This is a genomic window from Microbacterium sp. PMB16, from assembly GCF_051294855.1.
Taxonomy (GTDB): Bacteria; Actinomycetota; Actinomycetes; order Actinomycetales; family Microbacteriaceae; genus Microbacterium.
Genome location: NZ_CP145908.1, coordinates 3,450,245 through 3,472,328, shown reverse-complemented (window position 1 = coordinate 3,472,328; position 22,084 = coordinate 3,450,245). Strand labels below are relative to the sequence as shown.

General features: G+C 67.8%; 18 protein-coding genes. 10 read left to right on the top strand and 8 right to left on the bottom strand.

The window, feature by feature from the left end; translation table 11 throughout:
* Positions 1–9: 9 nt before the first annotated feature.
* Positions 10–2,985 (top strand): bifunctional [glutamine synthetase] adenylyltransferase/[glutamine synthetase]-adenylyl-L-tyrosine phosphorylase, encoded by a 2,976-nt coding sequence (locus V5D55_RS16650; RefSeq protein WP_435745122.1) that lies wholly within the window; start codon positions 10–12, stop codon positions 2,983–2,985.
* 48 nt (positions 2,986–3,033) lie between these two features.
* On the top strand, positions 3,034–3,954 hold the full coding sequence (locus V5D55_RS16645; RefSeq protein ID WP_435745119.1) for a diacylglycerol/lipid kinase family protein: 921 nt from the start codon (positions 3,034–3,036) through the stop codon (positions 3,952–3,954).
* 35 nt (positions 3,955–3,989) lie between these two features.
* Here the strand turns inward: V5D55_RS16645 and V5D55_RS16640 are convergent, their stop codons facing one another.
* Positions 3,990–5,144: an AI-2E family transporter gene (locus V5D55_RS16640; protein ID WP_435745117.1), complete on the bottom strand. Its 1,155-nt coding sequence runs from the start codon at positions 5,142–5,144 to the stop codon at positions 3,990–3,992.
* Between the two features lie 205 nt (positions 5,145–5,349).
* Between V5D55_RS16640 and V5D55_RS16635 the strand changes: the two genes are divergently transcribed.
* On the top strand, positions 5,350–6,903 hold the full coding sequence (locus tag V5D55_RS16635; RefSeq protein WP_435745115.1) for a glycosyltransferase family 2 protein: 1,554 nt from the start codon (positions 5,350–5,352) through the stop codon (positions 6,901–6,903).
* Here V5D55_RS16635 and V5D55_RS16630 read toward each other — a convergent pair whose 3' ends face one another.
* A complete protein-coding gene (locus tag V5D55_RS16630; protein WP_435745113.1) occupies positions 6,904–7,137 on the bottom strand; it encodes a hypothetical protein in 234 nt (77 codons plus the stop codon). It abuts the gene before it with no gap.
* Between the two features lie 264 nt (positions 7,138–7,401).
* Between V5D55_RS16630 and V5D55_RS16625 the strand changes: the two genes are divergently transcribed.
* Positions 7,402–8,091, top strand: coding sequence for a Type 1 glutamine amidotransferase-like domain-containing protein (locus tag V5D55_RS16625; RefSeq protein WP_435745111.1), 690 nt, complete (start codon positions 7,402–7,404; stop codon positions 8,089–8,091).
* An 85-nt stretch (positions 8,092–8,176) separates the two neighbouring features.
* Here the strand turns inward: V5D55_RS16625 and glnA are convergent, their stop codons facing one another.
* Entirely contained in the window at positions 8,177–9,601 is a 1,425-nt protein-coding gene (gene glnA / locus V5D55_RS16620) for a type I glutamate--ammonia ligase (RefSeq protein ID WP_435745109.1), read from the bottom strand.
* 164 nt (positions 9,602–9,765) lie between these two features.
* On the opposite strand from glnA, the gene V5D55_RS16615 reads away from it, so the two are divergent.
* Positions 9,766–10,119 (top strand): RDD family protein, encoded by a 354-nt coding sequence (locus V5D55_RS16615; RefSeq protein ID WP_435749331.1) that lies wholly within the window; start codon positions 9,766–9,768, stop codon positions 10,117–10,119.
* 7 nt (positions 10,120–10,126) lie between these two features.
* Here the strand turns inward: V5D55_RS16615 and V5D55_RS16610 are convergent, their stop codons facing one another.
* Complete coding sequence (locus V5D55_RS16610) at positions 10,127–10,615, bottom strand: ATP-dependent zinc protease family protein (protein WP_435745107.1); 489 nt, start codon at positions 10,613–10,615, stop codon at positions 10,127–10,129.
* A 17-nt stretch (positions 10,616–10,632) separates the two neighbouring features.
* Between V5D55_RS16610 and V5D55_RS16605 the strand changes: the two genes are divergently transcribed.
* Entirely contained in the window at positions 10,633–11,820 is a 1,188-nt protein-coding gene (locus tag V5D55_RS16605; RefSeq protein WP_435745104.1) for a RimK family alpha-L-glutamate ligase, read from the top strand.
* A gap of 63 nt (positions 11,821–11,883) precedes the next feature.
* Here V5D55_RS16605 and V5D55_RS16600 read toward each other — a convergent pair whose 3' ends face one another.
* Complete coding sequence (locus tag V5D55_RS16600) at positions 11,884–12,594, bottom strand: DUF4191 family protein (protein WP_435745102.1); 711 nt, start codon at positions 12,592–12,594, stop codon at positions 11,884–11,886.
* 163 nt (positions 12,595–12,757) lie between these two features.
* Here V5D55_RS16600 and V5D55_RS16595 point away from each other — a divergent pair, with 163 nt between their 5' ends.
* On the top strand, positions 12,758–14,245 hold the full coding sequence (locus V5D55_RS16595; protein WP_435745100.1) for a hypothetical protein: 1,488 nt from the start codon (positions 12,758–12,760) through the stop codon (positions 14,243–14,245).
* A 9-nt stretch (positions 14,246–14,254) separates the two neighbouring features.
* On the opposite strand, the gene sucB is transcribed toward V5D55_RS16595, so the two are convergent.
* The 3 genes from sucB to V5D55_RS16580 form a co-directional block, all read right to left on the bottom strand.
* Positions 14,255–16,012 carry a 2-oxoglutarate dehydrogenase, E2 component, dihydrolipoamide succinyltransferase gene (gene sucB / locus V5D55_RS16590; RefSeq protein WP_435745098.1) on the bottom strand — a complete coding sequence of 586 codons (1,758 nt, stop codon included), beginning with the start codon at positions 16,010–16,012 and terminating at the stop codon, positions 14,255–14,257.
* A 67-nt stretch (positions 16,013–16,079) separates the two neighbouring features.
* Entirely contained in the window at positions 16,080–17,453 is a 1,374-nt protein-coding gene (gene lpdA, locus V5D55_RS16585; RefSeq protein ID WP_435745096.1) for a dihydrolipoyl dehydrogenase, read from the bottom strand.
* 3 nt (positions 17,454–17,456) lie between these two features.
* Complete coding sequence (locus V5D55_RS16580) at positions 17,457–18,929, bottom strand: leucyl aminopeptidase (protein WP_435745094.1); 1,473 nt, start codon at positions 18,927–18,929, stop codon at positions 17,457–17,459.
* Between the two features lie 113 nt (positions 18,930–19,042).
* On the opposite strand from V5D55_RS16580, the gene V5D55_RS16575 reads away from it, so the two are divergent.
* The 3 genes from V5D55_RS16575 to V5D55_RS16565 all read left to right on the top strand — a co-directional run bounded on the left by V5D55_RS16575 (position 19,043) and on the right by V5D55_RS16565 (position 22,083).
* Positions 19,043–19,984, top strand: coding sequence for a proteasome assembly chaperone family protein (locus tag V5D55_RS16575; RefSeq protein WP_435745092.1), 942 nt, complete (start codon positions 19,043–19,045; stop codon positions 19,982–19,984).
* 168 nt (positions 19,985–20,152) lie between these two features.
* Positions 20,153–21,391: an RNA polymerase sigma factor gene (locus tag V5D55_RS16570; protein ID WP_435745090.1), complete on the top strand. Its 1,239-nt coding sequence runs from the start codon at positions 20,153–20,155 to the stop codon at positions 21,389–21,391.
* Complete coding sequence (locus V5D55_RS16565; RefSeq protein WP_435745088.1) at positions 21,391–22,083, top strand: coenzyme F420-0:L-glutamate ligase; 693 nt, start codon at positions 21,391–21,393, stop codon at positions 22,081–22,083. Before V5D55_RS16570 ends, V5D55_RS16565 begins: the two co-directional genes overlap by 1 nt.
* The last annotated feature ends 1 nt before the right edge of the window (position 22,084 follow it).

Below are 22,084 nucleotides of genomic sequence, written 5' to 3'. Positions count from 1 at the left end.
GGGTCACGCATGGCCCGTCCGGACGACTCCGTCTCGCTCTCCGCTCTGGCGCGGCTCGGCTTCTCGGAGCTGAGCGAGGCCGCAGCATCCCTGTCGGAACTCGCGGACATCCTCGGTCTGTCTCGCGCGCTGCTGCTGGAAGCCGGAGATGCCGCCGACCCCGATGCGGCGGTGCGCGGAATGGTACGCGTGGCGCGGCGCGATGCGACCGGACTGCGCGCGTTGCTCGGAGACGAGGAGTCGCGACGCCGCGTCTGGCGGGTGTTCGGGGCCTCGGAGGGGCTGGCTGACTTCTTCCTCCGGCATCCGGAGCAGTTGCCGGTGCTCGGGGAGCCGAACGATGTGCTCCCCTCGGGCGATCTGCTGCGCGAGCGTATCCTCTCGTCGGTCGGCGCGAGCGACGGGGTCGCGGCGGCCGGCGATGACGCCGCCGTCGTCGCGATCAGGGTCGCCTACCGGCGGAACCTCGCGGCCATCGCCGCGTTCGACCTCACTCATCCGCGCCCCGAGACCGTGGTCGCCGAGGTGTCCGCCGCGTTGGCTGATGCCGCTGGCGCCGCTCTCGAGGCCTCGCTCGCAGTGGCCCGCGCGCGGCTGGGCGAGACGATGTCGCGGGACGAGATCGCCGCGACACGCCTCTCGATCATCGGGATGGGCAAGTCCGGCGCGCGGGAGTTGAACTACGTCAGTGACGTCGACGTGATCTTCGTCGGTGGAACCAGCGATGAGGAGGTCGTCGGCGAAGCCCGGGCGATCGATATCGCCACCCGTCTGGCGCGGGAGACGATGCGCGGACTCGACGGCATCGAGATCGAGCCTCCGCTCTGGGAGGTCGATGCGAACCTGCGGCCGGAAGGCAAGCAGGGAGCGTTGGTGCGATCGCTGTCGTCGCATCTCGCGTACTACGACCGGTGGGCGAAGAGCTGGGAGTTCCAGGCTCTGTTGAAGGCCCGACCGCTGGCCGGCGACGAAGAGCTCGGCGCGGAGTACATCGCGGCCGTGCAGCCGAAGATCTGGTCCAGTGCCGCCCGGGAGGACTTCGTCGAGAGCGTGCAGCGGATGCGCGAGCGCGTGATGGAGCACATCGATGCCGCGGATGCGCCGTATCAGCTGAAGCTCGGCTCCGGCGGGCTGCGTGACATCGAGTTCACGGTGCAGCTCCTGCAGCTCGTGCACGGTCTGACCGATGAGACGCTCCGCACGCGGGGCACCCTGGAGAGCCTCGACGCCCTCGTCGCCGGCGGCTACATCGGCCGGGCCGACGCGGGCACATTCGCGGACGACTACCGCATCCTGCGACTGATGGAGCACCGTCTCCAACTGCGAGAACTGAGTCGCACGCACCTGATGCCGCGAACGCCCGCCGGCCAACGGATCCTCGCTCGCAGTACGGGTCTCGCGGAGACCGGTGAGGGCGTGTGGGCTCGCTGGGAGAGCGTTCGCCGCGAGGTGCGGGAGATCCACACCCGCTTGTTCTACCGGCCGTTGCTCAGCGCCGTCGCGGGGTTGCCCGAAGAAGAGCGCACGCTCTCGGCGGCGCAGGCGCACGACCGCCTCGCGGCCATCGGCTTCCGCGACCCGGCCGGGGCACTCCGCCATATCGGGGCGCTCACGACCGGACTCAGCCGCAAGTCCACGATCCAGCGTCACCTGATGCCGATCATGGTGCGCTGGTTCGCCGACGGCAGCGACCCCGACTACGGCCTCATCGCCTTCCGCCGGATCAGCGAACGCCTCGGCGACACGCCCTGGTTCCTGCGGATGCTGCGCGATTCGTCCGGCGCTGCCGAGAGCCTCACCCGCCTGCTCTCCTCGTCCCGTTACGTGGGCGAGCTCATGGAGTGGATCCCGGAGTCGGTCGCCTGGCTCGACAGCAGCGGTCGGCTGCGGCCGCGCGGTGCGGCAGCGCTGGATGAGGAGGCGCGGGCGATCCAGACGCGTCACGAGACGGTCGCGGACGCCTCGCGCGCTGTGCGGGCGCTGCGACGCCGTGAGCTGCTGCGCACGGCCATGGGCGGCGTGCTCGACGTGCTAACGATCGAGGAGGTCGCGACTGCCCTCACCGAGATCACCGAGGCGACGATCCAGGCGGCGTTGCGCGCCGTGATCCGCGAGGTCGTTCCACCGGAGGACGACGCCCTCGACTTCGCGGTGATCGCGATGGGCCGCTTCGGAGGGGCCGAGCTGGGTTTCGGCTCCGACGCCGACATCCTCTACGTGTACGACGCCAACGGTGTCGATTCGCAGCGCGCGCAGTCGCTCGCGACGCAGATCGTCTCGGGGCTCCGTGAGCATCTCACAGACCACAGGGTGCCGCTCGATCTCGACGCCGATCTCCGTCCCGAGGGGCGCCAGGGTCCTGTCGTGCGGTCGATCGAGGCGTACACCGAGTACTACCGGCGGTGGTCCCTCTCCTGGGAGGCGCAGGCGCTGCTCCGTGCACGCGGCGTCGCCGGGAGCGCCAAACTCGTTGCCCGCTTCACCGCACTCGCCGACACCATCCGCTACCCCGAGGCGGTCGACCTGCAGGGAACCCGGGAGATCAAGCGCATCAAAGCCCGCGTCGAGGGGGAGAGGCTGCCGCAGGGCGCTGACCCGCGACGCCACCTGAAGCTCGGGCCCGGCACTCTCAGCGACGTCGAATGGCTCGTGCAGCTGCTCCAGCTGCAGCATGCGCATGATGTGCCCGGGCTGCAGACGACCTCGACGCTCTCCGCTCTCGATGCCGCCGTCGGCGCCGAACTCGTCCCCGAAGCCGACGCCGAGCGTCTGAAGGAGGCGTGGCGGCTGGCCAGTCGCCTCCGCTCGGCGATCACGTTGCTCACCGGGCAGACCAGCGATGTGCTCCCGGTCGACCGCCGACAGCTCGACGCGATCGGCCGGCTGCTGGGGTACCCCGACCACTCGGCCACGGAGCTCGACGAAGACTTTCTGGGCGTCACGCGGAGGGCGCGGAAGACGTTCGAGCACCTGTTCTACGGTTAGGAAACGCGCCGAGTTGCAGTATCCGACGGCGTGACCCAAGCTGGCGCTATGAGCCACGCAAGAATCGGAATCGTCTGGAACCCGTCCAAGGTCGAGCAGGAGGTTCTCCAGGATGCCGTGAGCGCCGTCTTCGATGCCGATGCCGACGTCCGCTGGTGGGAGACGACGCCCGAGGACCCGGGCCGGGGTATGGCGCGTGAGGCCGTCGAGGACGACCGCGAGATCGTCATCGCGGTCGGTGGCGACGGGACCGTCCGCGCGGTCGCGGAATCGCTCGCCGGCACGGAGACAGCGCTCGGCATCGTGCCCCAGGGCACCGGCAACCTCCTCGCGCGCAACCTCGAAGTTCCGCTCAACAACGTGAAGGTCGCCCTCGAGCGCGTGCGCGACGGCGAGCCGCGCCGCATCGACCTCGGCTGGGTGACGTACGACGGCACCGAACATGCCTTCGCCGTGATGGTCGGCTTCGGAGTCGACGCGCAGATGCTGGTCGAGACCGACGACGACCTCAAGTCGAAGGCCGGGTGGCTCGCATACGTCGAGGCCATGGGGCGTGCGCTGGGGGGCACCGAGATGACCGACATCACGCTCGCGATCGACGGCGACAAGGCAGTCGCGGTGCGCGGTCACACGATGCTGATCGGCAACTGCGGGATGGTGCAGGGCGGCATCCGCCTGCTTCCCGATGCCGTTCTCGACGACGGAAAACTCGACGTGCTGATGATCAGCGCCGACGGTGCCCTGCAGTGGCTCGACACTCTTCGGTCCTTCGTCTGGGACAACGGCATCCGTCGGCTGTTCGGGGGCGCAGACGAAGCCGTCAGCACGGATTCGGCGCGCCACCTGCCGGTCGAGACGATCTCGGTCGAGCTCGCCACCCCGCTCGTCTTCGAGATCGACGGCGAGGAGCTCGGCGAGGTCTCCTCCTTCGACGTCCGAGTCCAGCCGGGCGCTCTGCTCGTCCGCTGAGTCGGGGTGCGCCCCGGGCGGGTGTCAGCAGCCGGTCACAGGGCGGTCACGACCGGCGGGACCGTCTTGCGATCCTGCGCGGGGAAGAGCACCTTCTGCACGATGATGATGACGCTCGCCGCGATGGGGATCGCAACCAGCGCGCCGAGGATGCCGCCCAGCGCGCCGCCGGCGACGGCGGCGATCACCACGAGAGCTCCGGGCACGGCCACCGCCTTGCTCATGATGCGCGGCGAGAGCACGTATGCCTCGACCTGCATGTAGACGAGGTACCACCCGATCGCGAAGAGTGCCGTCACGGGGGAGACGAAGAGGCAGATCAGCGAGTTGATGATCGATGCGGTCAGCGTGCCGACGAGCGGGATCATCGAGCCGATGAAGGCGATCAGGGCGAGCAGCGCGGGCACCGGCGCGCCGATGATGCTCAGGTAGATCAGACTCAGGATGCCGTTGATCAGCGCCAGGCTCGCCTGTCCGATCACGTAGCGCCCGACCGCCCCCGACACATCCTCGAGAAGATCCGTGAACGTCGCGCGCTGATAGGCGGGCACGAAACGGGCTGCGGTGCGCTTCATGCTGCGCAGCGAACCCATGAAGTAGAGCGTGAGGATCAGGACGATGGTGATGCCGGTGAACCCGCCTGCGATGCCGGCGCCGACGGCGAAGACACCGCCGCCGATGTCGGCGAAGTTGCCGGGGTCCTTGAAGAAGTCCAGCACACCCTGGACCGCATCTTCGATGGTGGAACCGAACTGACCGCTGACGTCTTTGAACCAGGTGCTGTTCATGAAGTCCTGGACCATCCCCGGCCCGTCCTTGATCAGATTGCTGATCTGCTCGACGAGGATCGGCACGATGGCGAGGATGATGCCGGCGAACGCGAGCACCACGCCTGCCACGACGATCGCCACCGCGGCTGCACGAGGGAGTCGGCGCTCGATGAACGTGACGATCGGGTCCAGCCCCAGCGCGAGGAAGAGGGCCACGCCGATGTACACCAGCACGGTGGCGAGCTGGCCGATCATGCTGCCGATCGCCAATGCGACCAGCACTCCGAGAGCACCGAGAAGGCCGAAGGTGAACGGGTTGGTCCTGGCGTAGGCGGCGACCGCATTCGACGGTTGCGATTGTGTGTCGGGGATAGGGGAATCCCGATGCGCGTTCTTCGCGTTCACGGTCTTGCGGCGCATGGGGCCCTCACTCTGTTCGTCGAGACCCCCCAGTTGACCATCCGCCCCTCTCCTGGTCAAGCTGGCCGCTCCAGGCTTGACACGGGGACGTGGATTCTGAGTGTCTTCGCAGAGTCCGGAAGCACACCGGTGAACCTTCAGGATCAGGAATGCCGCATGATCTACTGTCGCCAAGGTGACAAGTGAGAGAAGAGTCCGCGTCAGCGTGATCGTTCCCGTCTTCAACCCGGGGGAGACGTTCGACGATCTCGTGGCTTCCCTCGATCGGCAGACGATGCCCGCCGCCGACTTCGAGGTGCTGCTCTGCGACGACGGCTCCGGCGAGCCGACGCGCGAGCGTCTCGATGCGGTGGCCCGTGAGCGCTCGAACGTGCGGGTCTTGCACCTTCCGCACAGCGGTTGGCCGGGCACTCCGCGTAACGAGGGCGTTGCCGCGGCGGCGGGGGAGTACATCTTCTTCGTCGATCAGGACGACTACCTGTTCGACGCTGCTCTGGAGAAGATCTGCGACTACGCCGACCTGCACTCGTCAGACGTCATCGTCGGCAAGGAGGTCGGAATCGGGCGCAGCCTCCCCCGGCAGATCTTCCGGCGTGACATCCCGCAGGCGGTGCTCGGCAAGGATCCGCTCCTCGAGATGCTCACCCCTCACAAGATGTTCCGCACCTCGTTCCTGAGAGAGCACGACATCCGCTTCCCTGACGGTCGCGTGCGGTTGGAGGACCACCTCTTCGTGATGCGGGCGTACTTCCTGGCCGACACCATCTCGATCTTCGCGAGCGAGCCGTGCTACGCCTGGGTCAAGCACCCCGGCAGCGCCAGCGCGTCGCGGATCGACCCCGTCACGTACTTCCCGCACCTGGAGGCGGTTCTCGATCTCGTCGAGGCTCACACCGAACCCGGACGGCTGCGCGACAAGCTCCTGCGGCACTGGTTCCGTGGAAAGATCTTGAAGCGGCTCTCGGGACGGCAGATGGTGAAGTATCCGGCCGCGCATCGCGACCGTCTGCTCGACGTCGTCCAGCCTCTGGTCGAAGCCCGGTTCGGTACCGGCGTCGACGACGGCCTCGCCTTCCCGAACCGGATCCGCGCTGCCCTCCTCCGTGCCGATCGTCGGCCGGAACTCCTCCGTCTCGCCGAATTCGAAGTCGGCCCCGAGTGCCACGCTGTCGTCACTGCGGCGAAGTGGACGCGCGGGGGCGGGCTCGACCTCACGGTCGATGTGCGGATCACCACAGGTGGACGGGATGCTTTCGCCGTCGAGGACCCCGCTCCCGGCTCAGGGCGCGTCGCATGGGTGCCCACGGCGGCTCTCGGCGATCTGCCTCCGGCACTTCTCCAGTCGAGCCGAGGGGTCCGACGCGAGACCATCGAGGTCCTCATCGGCGATGAGATCACCGCGCAGGAACGACGGCTGCTGACTCGCAAACCGAAGAAGGCCGGTCCGATCCACCTCGCGATCGACCCGCTCCGGGTATTCGGTCGAGAGGATCGAGCCCGGCGCGCAGGGTTGAGCGCGAAGATCCGCCGCGGCGGATGGTCGTTCGAGACTCCTCTCACGGCCGATCCCGCGGTGCTCGCCGGTCTCTCGGCGTCGCCGTTGCTCGCCGGTCGCACCTGCAGGCTCATCGAGACCGACACGGGGGCGCTCGAACTCGTCCGTGAGTGGCCGGGAGGTGCTGCCAAGGACTTCGCCGGTCGGGCCGTTCGTCGCCTCCGCGCCCTCCGGAAAGAGATGACGGCCGATCGACGTCGCTGACTACTCTGATTTCTTGTTGGCCGACGCATCGAACGCGACGCCGAGGCAGAGCCCGATCGAGATGCCGAACCCCATGCCGAGGGCGAGGTTGTCGAAAACCAGCAGTCCCATGACCGTGCCGAGCGAGACTCCGAGGGCGAGGCCGATCGCGAGCCCGTTGCTCGTGTTCTTCCGGGCAGGCTCCCGCGGCGTCGCGTCTTCTCCCGGCTCGGAGCCTTCTGCTGGTTCGGTCATGAGTGCGAGGCTACGCGGCGTGCCGGGGCCGGCGCATCCGTCGTACGGGGGATAGGCATAGGCGATAGGCGATCACCCCGGTGCGTGACAACCCCCTCTGAATTCGGCGGCCGAGCGTCTAAAGTGCATCGCGCAGGACGTGATCGTGCCGCGGGAGGGTGCGTGCGCGGCGACGTTCTGAGGGGCAGTGGCCCGTTGCCGGGGTTCGCCCTGTGCAGCGGGCCACTGGTCGGCGCAGAATGGGTAGAGGCGAAGGAGACGAGTGTGAAACTGCTGTTGACCTCCGGAGGCGTCACCAACGCATCCATCCTCGCTGCGCTGCGGACGATGATCGGCAAGCCGATCGAAGAGTCCACCGCTCTCCTCATCCCGACGGCGCAGTGGGGGCATCCGATGTGCTCCCCGCAGACGGCGTGGAAGTCGACAGCCGGCCGCTGGCCTGGGCGGCAGGATCTCGTCGAACTGGGATGGAAGTCGGTCGGCGTCCTGGAACTCACGGCGCTGCCCAGCATCGAGCCGGAGCGGTGGAAGACCTGGGTGCGCGAGGCTGACGTGCTTCTCGTCGAAGGCGGGGAAGCGATGTATCTCGCCCATTGGATGAGAGAGTCGGGGCTCGCCGCACTCCTGCCCGAGCTGACAGAGACCGTGTGGGTCGGGATCAGCGCGGGCAGCATGGTGCTGACGCCGCGTGTCGGCCCGCGTTTCGTCGACTGGCGACCGGATGCCGGAGACGAGGCGCTCGGCGTGGTCGGCTTCTCGCTGTTCCCGCACCTCGACTACCCCGGGTGGACCGAGAACACGTCCGACAGCGCGCGGGAGTGGGCGGAGACCATCGGCGGGCCCGCGTACGGGATCGACGATCAGACCGCCGTCTCGGTCGTCGACGGCGACGTGAGAGTCGTGTCCGAAGGCAACTGGATCCCGTTCAACCTCGAGGGCGACCGCGACAGCTGAGACTCGAAGGCCGCGAGAGACGGCCGGAGCAGGAAAGGCCCGCTCCCGCGCGACGCGGGGACGGGCCTTTCATGGATTCTGTGGATCAGACGCCGAAGTACAGCTCGTACTCGAACGGGTGCGGGCGCTGGGCCATCGGCAGGATCTCGTTCTCGTACTTGTACGAGATCCAGGTCTCGATGAGCTCCTTGGTGAACACGCCGCCCTCGAGGAGGAACTGGTGGTCCTCCGCCAGAGCGTCGAGCGAATCGAGCAGCGAGTTCGGGACCTGCGGGATGCCCTTGGCCTCCTCGGGGGGAAGCTCGTAGAGGTCCTTGTCGACCGGCTCGTGCGGCTCGATGCGGTTCTTGATGCCGTCGAGGCCCGCCATCAGCTGTGCGGCGAACGCGAGGTACGGGTTGCCGGAGGCATCGGGCGCGCGGAACTCGATGCGCTTGGCCTTCGGGTTGGAGCCCGTGATCGGGATGCGGATCGCGGCGGAACGGTTTCCGGCCGAGTAGACCAGGTTGACCGGAGCCTCGAAGCCCTTGACCAGACGGTGGTAGCTGTTCAGGGTCGGGTTGGTGAAGGCGAGGAGCGCCGGAGCGTGCGCCAGGATGCCGCCGATGTACCAGCGAGCCACATCGCTGAGCTGGCCGTAGCCGGCCTCGTCGTAGAACAGCGGCTTGCCGTCTGCCCACAGCGACTGGTGCGTGTGCATGCCGGAGCCGTTGTCGCCGTAGAGCGGCTTGGGCATGAAGGTCGCAACCTTGCCCCACTCGTTGGCGGTGTTCTTGACGATGTACTTGAACTTCAGGATGTCGTCCGCCGCGTGCACCATCGTGTCGAAGCGGTAGTTGATCTCCTGCTGGCCGCCGGTGCCGACCTCGTGGTGCGAGCGCTCGAGGATGAAGCCCGCGTCGATCAGCTTCAGCGTGATGTCGTCGCGCAGGTCAGCGGTCTTGTCGACCGGGCTGACCGGGAAGTAACCGCCCTTGTACGGGGTCTTGTTGCCGAGGTTGCCGCCCTCTTCTTCGCGGCCGGTGTTCCAGGCGCCCTCTTCCGAGTCGACGCTGTAGAAGCTGGAGTTCGAGGTGACCGAGTAGCGGACGTCGTCGAAGATGTAGAACTCGGCCTCGGGAGCGAAGAACGCGGTGTCGGCGATGCCGGTCGAGGTGAGGTACTTCTCGGCCTTCTTGGCGACCTGACGCGGGTCCTTCGAGTAGATCTCTCCCGTGCGCGGGTTGTAGATGTCGAAGATCATCACGAGGGTGCTCGCCTCGCGGAAGGGGTCGACGTACGCCGTGGTGACGTCGGGGATGAGCTGCATGTCCGACTCGTGGATGCTCGCGAAGCCGCGGATCGATGAGCCGTCGAACAGCTGGCCCTCCGTGAAGAACGCCTCGTCGACCGTGGATGCAGGAATGTTGAAGTGCTGCTGCACACCCGGGAGATCGGTGAAACGGATGTCAAGGAACTTGACGTCGTTCTCCTTGATGTAGCTCAGAACCTCGGACGAATCTTTGAACATGTAACGACTCCTGGATTGCGGATCGATGGCTTCACGGCCATTGTGCACAGTACGGTCGGGGGATTTCTCCCGGGTGTCCGCTTTGTTTCGGTCATGTTACAGCGGTCGCCTAGGCTGGACCGGTGACGGATGCTGTGAACGCGTACCCCGGCGAGCGACTCGGAATGCCGGAGACCGGGCCGGGGAGCATCGCCCGCCCGGGGAGAAGGATCGGAGCGCTGGCGATCGACTGGGCCGCAGCGGTGATCCTCTCCATCGCCTTCTTCGAGTACGAGGCGATCGCGACGACCGTGATCTTCGCGGTGGTGCAGATTCTTTTCATCCCCACGGCCGGCGGAAGTCCCGGCCACCGCATCCTCGGGATGCGCGTCATCCGGTTCGACGGCGGATGGGTCGGCCTCTGGCGCCCGATCGTGCGCACCCTGCTGCTGGCCGTCGTCATCCCTGCGGTGATCTGGGATGCCGATCAGCGCGGTGTCCACGACAAAGCCGCCGGCACGATCCTCATTCGCGCCTGACGTCTGTTCAGGCGCGGCCGCGGTTGCGTCGGCGGGTCTCGCGCGGTGCGCGCCCGCCGAGGAACGATCGTGCCGGGTCGACCACGTACCCGTGGCGCAGCGCCTCACGGCCGATCAGCATCCGGAATCCCATCTCATCACGATTGCTGAGGGTGACCTCGGCGAGGACCTCCCGATCCACCAGTCGGATGAGCATCTTCACGACCAGCCGCTCCTGCGCGTGACCGGACGAGCTCCGCACGGCGCGCCGGTCGTGCACCGGAGTCTCGATCACGACGGCGTCCTCCTGGCTGTCCTGCCAGGGCTTGACCCGGAATCGAACCCAGGCCTCGCCCTCCCGCTCGAACTCGTTCACGTCGAAGGCGTGCAGCGAAGAGGTGCGTGCACCGGTGTCGATCTTGGCCTTGAGCCAGTCGACTCCGAGATCGGGCAGGCTGATCCACTCGCGCCACCCCGTAAGGGTGTTTGAATGGGTAGACCTACTCACTCGATACATCCTGGCAGGAAATCCCCGTGAAGATCGCAGTGCTCTCCCGTGCGCCGCAGGCGTACTCCACCCAGCGGCTGCGTGCAGCGGCGCTTCAGCGCGGTCACAACGTCAAGGTGCTGAACACTCTGCGCTTCGCGATCGACCTGACCGCAGATGAACCGGATCTCCACTACCGGGGCCGGCAGCTGAGCGACTACGACGCGATCCTCCCTCGCATCGGCAACTCCATCACGTACTTCGGCACGGCCGTGGTGCGCCAGTTCGAGCAGATGGACGTGTACACGCCGAACACGGCGAACGGCATCTCCAGCGCCCGGGACAAGCTCCGGGCCAACCAGATCCTGTCCCGGCACAACATCGCGATGCCGCCCACTGCGTTCGTCCGGAACCGTGCAGATGTGCGGCCGGCGATCGAGCGTGTCGGTGGCGCGCCCGTCGTGATCAAGCTGCTCGAGGGCACGCAGGGGATCGGCGTGATCCTCGCTCCGCAGGTGAAGGTCGCCGAGGCGATCATCGAGACCCTGCACTCGACGAAGCAGAACGTGCTCATCCAGAAGTTCATCGCAGAGAGCCGCGGTCGCGACATCCGGGCCCTGGTCGTGGGCGATCGCGTCGTGGCGGCCATGCGGCGCTCCGCAGCCGGTGACGAGTTCCGCTCCAACGTGCACCGCGGCGGGTCGGTCGCCGCTGTCGAACTCGACCCGGTGTACGAGCGGGCTGCTGTGCGATCCGCCCAGATCATGGGTCTGCGCGTCGCAGGAGTGGACATGCTCGAGGGCGAGGATGGACCGCTGGTGATGGAGGTCAACTCCTCGCCGGGGCTGCAGGGGATCGAGATGGCGACCAAGCTCGACGTCGCTGGCGCGATCATCGACTACATCGCGGGACAGGTCGCGTTCCCCGAGATCGATGTGCGGCAGCGCCTGACTGTCTCGACCGGCTACGGCGTGGCCGAGCTGATGGTGCATGGCGCCGTCGACCTCGTGGGCAAGACGCTGGGCGAAGCGGGCCTGTGGGAGCGCGACATCACGGTGCTCACGCTGCACCGGGGCGTGAGCGTGATCCCGAACCCGCGCAAGCACGTCGTGCTCGAGGCGGAAGATCGGCTGTTCTGCTTCGGCAAGCTCGATGAGATGCGCTCCATGATCCCGGAGCGACGTCGACGTCGGGCGAAGGTGCGTCGACTTCCCCGGCAGCCGCTCTCCGAGTGAACGAGAAAAGCGCGGCCGTACCTCGTAGGCGAGGACGGCCGCGCTTTCGCGTGCTCTCAGGGGTCAGCGCGGACGCTGAGCGCGGACCTTCGTCGGGTCGATGCCCTTCGGGATCGGCAGCGACGACAGCGACTGCGAGACCGAGTCGATGCGGCGGATGACCGCGGCCATGGTGGTCTTGTCGATCGCCTTCGGCAGCTTCTTGATGCGCTTGGCGAGGTCGGCGATGGCCACCTCGTCTTCGCCATGCCCGACGTAGAAGACGGTGACGGGCACGCCGTGAGCGACGCGCTGCGCCTTGCTCCGCTCCTCGTTGACGAGGCGGGTGAGGCGGCCACGGGCGCCTTCACCGACAACGACGATGCCGCCGCGGCCGACGGTGCGGTACACCGCCTCCTGCGTCTTCGGGTTGATGCCGACCGGGGTCTCGGAGGCCTGCCAGCTGCGACCGAGGCTGGTGCTGAGCACGTGACCGGTGGCGCCGGGCATCCCGTCGATCTTGGTGTACATCGCCGAGGTCGACATCCGGGTCATCAGGAACAGCGCGCCGAGCACGCCGAGCATGAGGCCGGTGATGCCCCAGAGGATGAGCGTCCAGATCTGGAACGGAGGGATCAGGTATCCCGCGAGCAGGCCGATGAGGATGCCGCCGATGAGGATCGCGATCTGGATCCAGGGGAGCCACGGGTAGGCCTCACGCGTGAACTTGAAGAGGGACTTGATCTGGGAGAAGAACCCAGGACGCTTTTCGGGTTCGGGAGCACTCTTGGCCATAGGTACCAGCCTACCGAGTCCGCGGCATCATGACATCGACGTTCGCGACCAGCGGAGCGCGACGACGCCTGTACTGTTCCTCCACAATCGACGGAGCGCGCAGATCCATCCACATCGCCTCCGGGCTGGCCCGTGAGGCTGTTCATTGCGATGAGATGAGGACATGGCAGACGTCGTGATCGAAGACCGGGGCATCGCGCTCGTTCCGGGCGCGCACCGGGCGGTTCGCACGCTCGATCCGACGGAAGGTCCGTTCGCCGGCGCGCTCGTCACCCGTGGGGACGGGGTGGCGGTGCGGGTGGACGCGACCGCTCTCGCGGGCTGGGTGGGGTGGCGCTTCGCGGGAGCAGAGCACGTCGCAGGACCGATCGACGTCGTTCGACGTTCGGACGGTCATGATGTGCTGCTGCCATGGTGCACGGACCGGGTGCTGGGGTTCCTGGTCCGTCGGACGGCGGCCGGCTCCCTGCTGTCGTCGGGGGAGTGCAGCACGCTCGTCGCGAGTCTGCTGCGGGGTCTCGACGAGCTGGGAGAGGTTGCCGAGGGGGTGCCGCCGGGGGTGTGGTGGCTGAGTGACGACGGCCGCCCCACCTTCGTCATCGGCGAGGGAGAAGACGCGCGAGCGGGGGTCGCGTCGATCATCGAGCGCCTCGTCGAGGACTGCGCTGACAAGGCGTTGAAGCGCGTGCTGGCGACCGTGCAGCAGGGCGTGGCGAAGGCGCTGTCGCAACCGCGAGTGCCCCGACCGCTTCTCGAGAAGTGGGAGCAGGAGATGCTCAGCGTCGCCGCGCCGCGACCACTGGTGCGAGAGAACTTCGCGCCGGAACGAGCCCGCGAGGTTGCTCGCGCTGTCATCTCAGCACACGGCCAGACTGTGCCCGCGCCTCGACGCAGGCGAGCCGATAGTCCGCCCTCCAGACGGCAGGTACCGCTTCTCCAGTGGCTCGTCGAGCGTGTGACGGCGTGCGGTCACACGGCTGTGGCGTCCGGTCGACGGCTCGGCGCGCGTCGACGCTCCCACGTCGGACGACCCTCGGTCTCAGGGACGCCGACGAGGAGAGCCCGTCGGAGGCCACCGCTGCGGCGGCGCGTCGTTCTCATCGCGGGCGCAGCAGCCGCGGTGGTGCTGGCGGGAGGGCTGCTCTGGCCTGGGGAATCGCCAGGGCAGGCAGCCGGTGATGATCACCCCTCGAGGCCGTCTCCGGCACCGGGAGAGGGCGATCCCCCGACCTCGGGTACGACGCCGTCCGTCGATCCGGACGGCGACGCCGGGGAGTCGGAGGACGACGTCGCCGAGGAACAGAAGGCATCATCCGTCGAAGCCAGCGGTCCCGAAGCGGCGGTGTCCGCGTTGCTGGCCCGCATCGCCGAATGCGCCGCGGCGGAAGACACTTCGTGTGCCGGAGCCGTCGCGGCAGGATCGACAGGCGTGGTGGAGGCTCTCGCTGTCGCGGTGGTGGGAAAGCCGACGGCAGACCTGGTCGACGAGTACGGCGACGTCGCGGTGATCAGGATCCGCGCTTCCGAGGACTCATCCGATGAGGGCGATTCGACGCCGGCAGCAGGACCCGAACAGATGCTGGTGCTCGTCCGCCAGGACGAGAAATGGCTGGTCCGCGACGTCTACGGCGTCGCGGACCAGCCAGGATGATGCGGTGTGTCAGGCGCCCAGCTGCGCGGCGAACTGCGCGGACTCGAGGCGAGCCTTCATTGCTCCGAGGAAGCGGGCAGCATCGGCGCCATCGATGATCCGGTGGTCGTACGAGAGCGCGAGGTACACGTAGGAGCGGACGGCGATCGCGTCGGCGCCGCCGACCTTGACCAGGCCCGGACGCTTGACGACCGTTCCGGTTCCGAGGATCGCGGACTGCGGGAGGAACACGACGGGAGTGTCGAACAGCGCGCCCCGCGAACCGGTGTTGGTCAGCGTGAACGTGCCGCCGGCCAGCTCGTCGGGCTTCAGCTTGTTGTCGCGCGTGCGTGCGGCGAGATCGGCGATCTCGTGCGCGATCTGCGCGATGTTCTTCGACGCCGCATCACGCAGCACCGGCGTGAGCAGGCCCCGCTCGGTGTCAACCGCGATCGATACGTTCTCGCTCGCGGGGTAGACGATGTTCTCGCCGTCGACCGTGGCGTTCACGATCGGGAACGCCTGAAGCGCCTCGGCCGTGGCGAGAGCGAAGAACGGGAGGAAGGACAGCTTGTCTCCGGTCTTCTCCAGGAACGACGCCTTCACGCTGTCGCGGTAATCCGCGAGAGCCGTGACGTCGACCTCGACGACCGTCGTCAGCTGAGCGGTCTGCTGCATCGACTCCACCGCGCGCTTGGCGAGGACCTTGCGCAGACGCGACATCGGCTGGGTCGTGCCCCGCAGCGGAGACACCTCGAGCGGAGCCGGAGCGGCTGCGGCGGGGGTGGCTGCCGGTGCGGACTTCGCGGTCTCGGCAGCCTGGAGGACGTCTTCCTTGCGGATACGACCGCCGACGCCGGTACCCGTGACCGATGCCAGATCGACACCCTGCTGGGAGGCGAGGCGGCGAACCAGCGGGGTCACGTACAGGTTGTCGTTGTCCGTCGGCAGGTTGAGCTTCGGAGCCGGTGCTGCGTTCGCAGCGGCGGGCGCCGGCTCGGCGGGAGCGGCGGCAGGTGCGGTCGCAACAGGTGCGGGAGCGGCCGCTGCGGCGGGTGCCTGAGTAGCGGGAGCCGCTGCCGCGGGAGCGGGAGCAGGAGCGGGAGCCTCTGCGGCCGGGGCTTCCGCGGCGGGTGCCTCAGCGGGAGCCGCGCCGGAACCGACACGAGCGAGTACCGCGCCGACGGCGACGGTCTCGTCTTCTGCGGCCAGGATCTCCTGGAGGACGCCGGCAACCGGCGAAGGGATTTCGGTGTCGACCTTGTCGGTCGAGATCTCGAGCAGTGCCTCGTCGACCTCGACGCTGTCGCCGACCTGCTTCAGCCAGCGCGTCACCGTACCCTCGGTCACGCTTTCGCCGAGTTCCGGAAGAACGATGTCCTTCGCGTCGCCCGCGGGAGCGCCAGCGGGAGCGGCCTCGGCGGGTGCCGCCTCAGCCGCGGGGGCCTCGGCGGGTGCTGTCTCGGCGGCGGGAGCGGCCTCGGCTGCAGGAGCAGCCTCAGCAGCGGGAGCGGCTTCCGCCGGGGCATCCCCGGCGGGCGCTGCGGCGCTGCCGTCGCCGATCCGCGCGAGCAGCGCACCGACCTCGACCGTCTCGTCCTCGGCCACGAGGATCTCCTCGATCACGCCGCTGACGGGGGAGGGGATCTCGGTGTCGACCTTGTCGGTCGAGATCTCGAGCAGGCCCTCGTCCGCCTGCACGGTGTCTCCCACCTGCTTGAGCCAGCGGGTGACCGTACCCTCTGTGACGCTCTCGCCGAGAGCGGGGAGGACGACGGATGTGCTCATGACTGAGTCTCCTTCAGGAAGTTGTATGACGCGTATCTAGCTTAGTGACTCGGGCACCGGTTGGTGCTCAGAGGGCGTGCAGCGGCTTTCCGGCCAGGGCGAGGAAGGCCTCGCCGAGGGCCTCGCTCTGTGTCGGGTGCGCATGGATGAGAGGGGCGATGTCCTCGGGGTGTGCTTCCCACGCCACGGCGAGCTGGCCTTCGGTGATGAGCTCGCCGACACGGTCACCGAGCAGGTGCACGCCGATGACGGGGCCGTCCTTGAGGCGCACGACCTTCACGAGTCCGCCCGTTCCGATGATCTCGCTCTTGCCGTTGCCGGCGAGGTTGTACTCGTATGCGACGACCGCGTCGGCTCCGTGCTCGGAGACGGCTGCCTCCTCGGTCACGCCCACGGACGCGACCTCGGGGCTCGAGTATGTGACCTTCGGGATCTGCGAGTCGGGAATGTTCGCGGGCGACAGGCCGGCGATGCGCTCCGCGACGGCGATTCCCTGCTGGAAGCCGCGGTGTGCCAGCTGCAGGCCGGGCACGATGTCGCCGACGGCCCAGAGCCCGGGAACGCCGGTGCGCAGGTCCTCGTCGACGGTCACGAAGCCACGATCGAGCTTCACGCCCGCTTCCTCGAAACCGAGGTCGGCGGTGACCGGCCCGCGCCCGACGGCGACGAGGAGGTAGTCCGCGCTGAACTCCTTGCCGTCCTCCAGGGTGACGGTCACGGAGTTGTCATCCTGCACGGCGGTCTGGAACCGCACGCCGAGGGAGTACTGGATGCCGCGGCGGCGGAACGCGCGCTCGAGGCCCTTGCTCATCGCGATGTCCTCGTTCGGGACGAGGTGCGGCAGCGCCTCGATGATCGTGACCTCGGCACCGAAGGAACGCCACACGCTGGCGAACTCGACGCCGATCACTCCACCGCCGAGGATGAGGACGCGCTCGGGGATGACATCGAGTGCGAGGGCGTGCTCGCTCGTGAGGATGCGCCCACCGATGTCGAGCCCCGGCAGCGAACGGCTGTAAGAGCCGGTCGCCAGCACGACGTCGGCTCCGACGTACACGTCGTCGCCCACGCTGACGCTGCGGTCGGCGTTCAGACGTCCGAGTCCGGCGACGGTCGTGATCCCACGCGCCTTCACGAGCCCCTCGAGCCCCTTGAACTTCTTCGCGACGATGCCCTCGCGGTAGGCGCGCACGCCAGCGGGATCGATTCCCTCCAGGGTGGCGTTGATGCCGACGTGAGCGGCGTCACGCACATGCTCGGCAACCTCGGCCGCGTGCAGCAGCGCCTTGGTCGGAATGCAGCCACGGTGCAGGCAGGTGCCGCCGACCTTGTCCTTCTCGATGAGCGCGACCGACTTGCCGAGCTCGCTGGCGCGCAGCGCTGCGGCATACCCGCCGCTGCCGCCGCCCAGGACGACGATGTCGAAGGTGTGCGTGGTCATATGTCATGCCTCCTTGTGGGATCCTGCGGCGAAGGCGACGATCGATCGGACCATCGCCCCCGTGGGGCCTTTTTCGGTGAAGCCGTACGGGGCACCGCCGTGCTCGCCGGAACCGGCGATGTCGAGGTGTACCCAGGGGATGCGAGGAGCGTCGTCGGCATCGGACGTGCGTCCGACGAAGCGACGCAGGAACAGGCCGGCGTAGGACGCGCCGCCCATCCGATCGCTCATGTTGACGTTCTGCAGATCGGCGATCGGGGACTCCATCGAATCCTCCATGTATGCAGGCAACGGCATGTGCCAGGCCAGCTCATCCGCCTGTGCCGCCGCGGCGAGGATCTCGGCGACGGTGTCGTCGTCGCCGAAGACACCGGTGTGGCGGTTGCCCAGCGCGGAGACGATGGCGCCGGTGAGCGTCGCGACGTCGATGATGACATCGGGGTGCTCGCGGCTCGCGGCCACGAGACCGTCGGCGAGGACCAACCGCCCCTCGGCATCCGTGTTCAGCACCTCGACGGTGGTGCCGTCCAGGATGCGGACGACGTCTCCGGGGCGGAGCGCGCGGCCGGAGGGCATGTTGTCGGTGATGCACAGCCAGGCCGTCACGCGCACCGGCAGTGCGAGCGTCGCGATCGCGCGCAGCGCGGCGAGGCTGGTGGCCGCGCCCGCCATGTCGAACTTCATCCCGACCATGGACGCGGCGGGCTTCAAGGACAGTCCACCGGTGTCGAACGTGATGCCCTTGCCGACCAGGGCGATGTGGCGCTTCGCATCGGCGGGGGAGTAGTCCAGGCGCACGAGACGCGGCGGACGGTCGGACCCCTGGGCGACGCCCAGGATGCCCCCGAAGCCCTGCTCCGCGAGCGCCTTCTCATCGCGGATCTCCACCGTGACGTCGAGGTCGGCGACGCTGTCCGCAGCGCTCTGCGCGAGCTGTTCGGGGCTCTGCCACTCGGCCGGCACGTTCACCAGGTCTTTGATCTGAGCGACGGCATCGCCGACTGCCTGTGCATGGGACACGACATCGTCATCGACATCGGCGTGCAGCGTGACGGCGGTGGCTCGCGTCTTGCCCTTCTCCGACCGGTAGGTCTCGAAGCGGTAGCCGCCGAGCACCGCGCCCTCTGCTGCCGCCGCGGCGAACGCCTCGAGTCCCGGGGCGAGAGCGAGCGCCACATGGTCGAAGCCGGTCAGCGAGCGCAGCGCTGCGCCGACCGCCGTGCGGACGGCGGCCTCGTCTGCCGAGGCGCCGGCGCCGACGACGGCGAACGGGAGGGACGTCACCTCCGGTGCGTACACCCGGACGAAGGAGGAAGCGGATCCGGTGAACCCGATGCCGGCCAGCGCGTCAGCAAGACCGGGATATCCGGTGAGCGACTCGGGCGATGCGGAGAGATCGGAGACGACGAGTACTGCGGCATCTGCAGCACTTCCGGGAAACGTATCGAGGGTGTGCGACAGCACGGGAAGCGTCATGATTCCATCCTAGGATCCCGCCGCAGCCTCGGTGCGCGGGCGGGGCTCCGCGTGTTCGCTCTCAGCATGACCGGCCCAGCCCGGGGGCCAGACACTGCTCGTAGCATGGTGACATGCCCTTCTCCGGTGAGATCCACGAACGTGTCGCGAATGCGCCGACGGTGCCGCACGGCCTGCCCCTGGTCGTGCTGTTGACGGGGTTCACCGACGCCGGCAGCGCTGTGTCCGGTCTCATCGACCACCTGCGTGAGACCGCGTCGCCCCAGCCCATCGTCGTGTTCGACAACGACGTGCTGCTCGACTACCGGGCGCGCCGCCCGGTGATCTCCTTCGATCAGGACCACCTGACGGAGTTCCGGCCCTCCCGCCTCGAACTCTCCCTGGCGACCGACGCGCTGGGCCAGCCGTTCCTCCTGCTCGCCGGGTACGAACCGGACTTCGCCTGGAACGCGTTCGCGCAGACGGTGCTCGATCTGGCCGCCGAATTCGAGGTCAGCGGACTCAACTGGGTGCACTCGATCGCGATGCCCGTGCCACACACCCGCCCGATCGGGACCACCGTCAGCGGCAATCGCCGCGAGCTCACGGTCGCGCACTCGGTATGGCGCCCGCGCACGCAGGTACCGGCCACGGCCGGTCATCTGCTCGAGTTCCGTTTTGCGGAGCAGGGTCTCCGCGTCGTCGGCTTCGTCCTCCTGGTGCCGCACTATCTCGCCGAGACGGAGAATCCGGATGCCGTCATCGCTGCCGCCGAGAAGCTGATGGCCTCCACCGGCCTCGTGCTCATGCTCGACGCCGTGCAGGAACGCCGAGAGGACTACTTCACGCGGGTCGACGAGCAGGTCGCCGGCAACGATGAGCTGCAGCAGATGGTGCAGAACCTCGAGCGCCGCTACGACGCCTACATGGCCGGACGCAATCCCGATGACGAGTCCTACGACGAGGGCGGTTTCAGCGAGCGGGATCTGCCGAGCGCCGACGAACTGGCCGCAGAGCTGGAGCGCTATCTCGCCTCGCGTCCATCCGGAGACGAAGACAAGCCCGGGCGCGGTTGAGAAGAATCTGCGCCAACTTCACCGGAATGCGTCGGCATCGCCACACGTGTGCGATACTAGGACTCTGACCCGTTGTCAATCGGTGTTTTCCCACACCGGACTTGACAAGGGTCTTACTAGTGTCCGAAATGTCCCGGGGCGGCTCATCAGCCCCGTGAAAGGCGAAACGTGACTCCTGCCACGACGAAGAAAACCCGGACGACGAAGAAGGCCGAAGAGACCGCCGTCGACGCTGAGGTCGAGGTCGACGCGCCCGAGAAGCCCGCCCCGCTGAGCGCGGCGAAGCGTGCGGCCGCGAAGCGCGCCCCGGTCAAGAAGAAGAAGGCGGACGACGTCGTCGAAGAAGACGAGGCTCCTGTGGCCGGTGCTGTCGACGACGACGAGGACGACGACGCCAAGCCGAAGTTCACCGAGCCCCTGCCGACCGGCGCGATCGTCATCTCGTCCAACGACGACGAAGACGTCCCGGTCTACTCGACCCAGATCACCGGCGCGACAGCCGACCCGGTCAAGGACTACCTGAAGCAGATCGGAAAGGTCGCCCTGCTGAACGCGGCCGAAGAGGTCGAGCTCGCCATGCGCATCGAGGCGGGCCTGTTCGCCGAGGAGAAGCTCTCGGCGATGTCGGCTGCGGAGAAGACCGGCCAGCTCGGTCTCGACCTCCAGTGGGTCGCCCGCGACGGACAGCGCGCGAAGAGCCATCTGCTCGGCGCCAACCTCCGCCTCGTCGTGTCGCTTGCGAAGCGTTACACGGGTCGCGGCATGCAGTTCCTGGACCTGATCCAGGAGGGCAACCTCGGCCTCATCCGCGCCGTCGAGAAGTTCGACTACACCAAGGGCTTCAAGTTCTCGACCTACGCCACCTGGTGGATCCGTCAGGCGATCACCCGTGCGATGGCCGACCAGGCGCGCACCATCCGCATCCCTGTGCACATGGTCGAGGTCATCAACAAGCTCGCCCGCGTGCAGCGGCAGATGCTGCAGGACCTCGGTCGCGAACCCACTCCGGAAGAGCTCAGCCGCGAGCTGGACATGACGCCGGAGAAGGTCGTGGAGGTGCAGAAGTACGGTCGTGAGCCGATCTCGCTGCACACCCCGCTCGGTGAAGACGGCGACAGCGAGTTCGGTGACCTCATCGAGGACACCGAGGCGGTCGTGCCGGCCGACGCGGTGGGCTTCACGATGCTGCAGCGCCAGCTCGAGCAGCTGCTCGACTCGCTGTCGGAGCGTGAGGCCGGCGTGATCCGGATGCGCTTCGGACTCGGCGACGGTCAGCCCAAGACGCTCGACCAGATCGGTGACACGTTCGGCGTCACGCGTGAGCGCATCCGCCAGATCGAGTCGAAGACGATGGCGAAGCTCCGTCACCCGAGCCGCTCGCAGTCGCTCCGGGATTACCTCGAGTGATGCAGGCGAACGAGGGCAAGGCGCTCGAGACGAGCGTCGACGGAAAGTCGTTCGCGCGGATTCCGCTGCGTACCCGCGTCGTGATGCCGGATGACGACCTCGATGCGATCATCACCGAGTACGCGAAGGATGCCGTCCGCCCGGGCGATCTCCTGTTCGTGACCGAGAAGATCGTCGCGATCACGCAGGGGCGGTCGTACCGTCTCGACGAGATCACGCCGCGCAAGCTGGCGCTCTTCCTGTCGAAGTACGTCACCCGCACGCCGTACGGCATCGGTCTCGGCATGCCCGAGACGATGGAGATGGCGCTGCGCGAGTGCGGCACTCCGCGCATCCTGCTCGCTGCGGCCGTCGCTGCAGTGACCAAGGCCTTCGGACGCAAGGGCGACTTCTACCGGATCGCCGGCGACAAGGCTCGCGCGATCGATGGACCGACCAAGCACACGATCCCGCCGTACAACGAGGCGGTCGTGCTCGGACCGAACAATCCTCGCGGCGTCGCCGCGCACCTGAAGTCGCTGCTCGGGGGCTCGCTGGAGGTGGCCGTGGTCGACATCAACGACCTCGGCGGCAACATCCTCGGGTCCACGCTCGACAAGGACGGCGAACGCCGGCTGGTGAGGATCCTCGGCGACAACCCGCTGGGTCAAGGCCTCGAGTCCACGCCCCTCGGGATCGTGCGCGCGGTCTGAC

What these genes read in the sequence shown, in the direction of transcription:
- lpdA (WP_435745096.1), bottom strand. Translation starts at nt 17,453, where the DNA reads ATGACCACGCACACCTTCGACATCGTCGTCCTGGGCGGCGGCAGCGGC.
- V5D55_RS16575 (WP_435745092.1), top strand. Translation starts at nt 19,043, where the DNA reads ATGCCCTTCTCCGGTGAGATCCACGAACGTGTCGCGAATGCGCCGACG.
- V5D55_RS16645 (WP_435745119.1), top strand. Translation starts at nt 3,034, where the DNA reads ATGAGCCACGCAAGAATCGGAATCGTCTGGAACCCGTCCAAGGTCGAG.
- V5D55_RS16600 (WP_435745102.1), bottom strand. Translation starts at nt 12,594, where the DNA reads ATGGCCAAGAGTGCTCCCGAACCCGAAAAGCGTCCTGGGTTCTTCTCC.
- V5D55_RS16615 (WP_435749331.1), top strand. Translation starts at nt 9,766, where the DNA reads ATGCCGGAGACCGGGCCGGGGAGCATCGCCCGCCCGGGGAGAAGGATC.
- V5D55_RS16580 (WP_435745094.1), bottom strand. Translation starts at nt 18,929, where the DNA reads ATGACGCTTCCCGTGCTGTCGCACACCCTCGATACGTTTCCCGGAAGT.
- V5D55_RS16650 (WP_435745122.1), top strand. Translation starts at nt 10, where the DNA reads ATGGCCCGTCCGGACGACTCCGTCTCGCTCTCCGCTCTGGCGCGGCTC.
- V5D55_RS16595 (WP_435745100.1), top strand. Translation starts at nt 12,758, where the DNA reads ATGGCAGACGTCGTGATCGAAGACCGGGGCATCGCGCTCGTTCCGGGC.
- V5D55_RS16640 (WP_435745117.1), bottom strand. Translation starts at nt 5,144, where the DNA reads ATGCGCCGCAAGACCGTGAACGCGAAGAACGCGCATCGGGATTCCCCT.
- V5D55_RS16610 (WP_435745107.1), bottom strand. Translation starts at nt 10,615, where the DNA reads ATGTATCGAGTGAGTAGGTCTACCCATTCAAACACCCTTACGGGGTGG.
- V5D55_RS16565 (WP_435745088.1), top strand. Translation starts at nt 21,391, where the DNA reads ATGCAGGCGAACGAGGGCAAGGCGCTCGAGACGAGCGTCGACGGAAAG.
- glnA (WP_435745109.1), bottom strand. Translation starts at nt 9,601, where the DNA reads ATGTTCAAAGATTCGTCCGAGGTTCTGAGCTACATCAAGGAGAACGAC.
- sucB (WP_435745098.1), bottom strand. Translation starts at nt 16,012, where the DNA reads ATGAGCACATCCGTCGTCCTCCCCGCTCTCGGCGAGAGCGTCACAGAG.
- V5D55_RS16630 (WP_435745113.1), bottom strand. Translation starts at nt 7,137, where the DNA reads ATGACCGAACCAGCAGAAGGCTCCGAGCCGGGAGAAGACGCGACGCCG.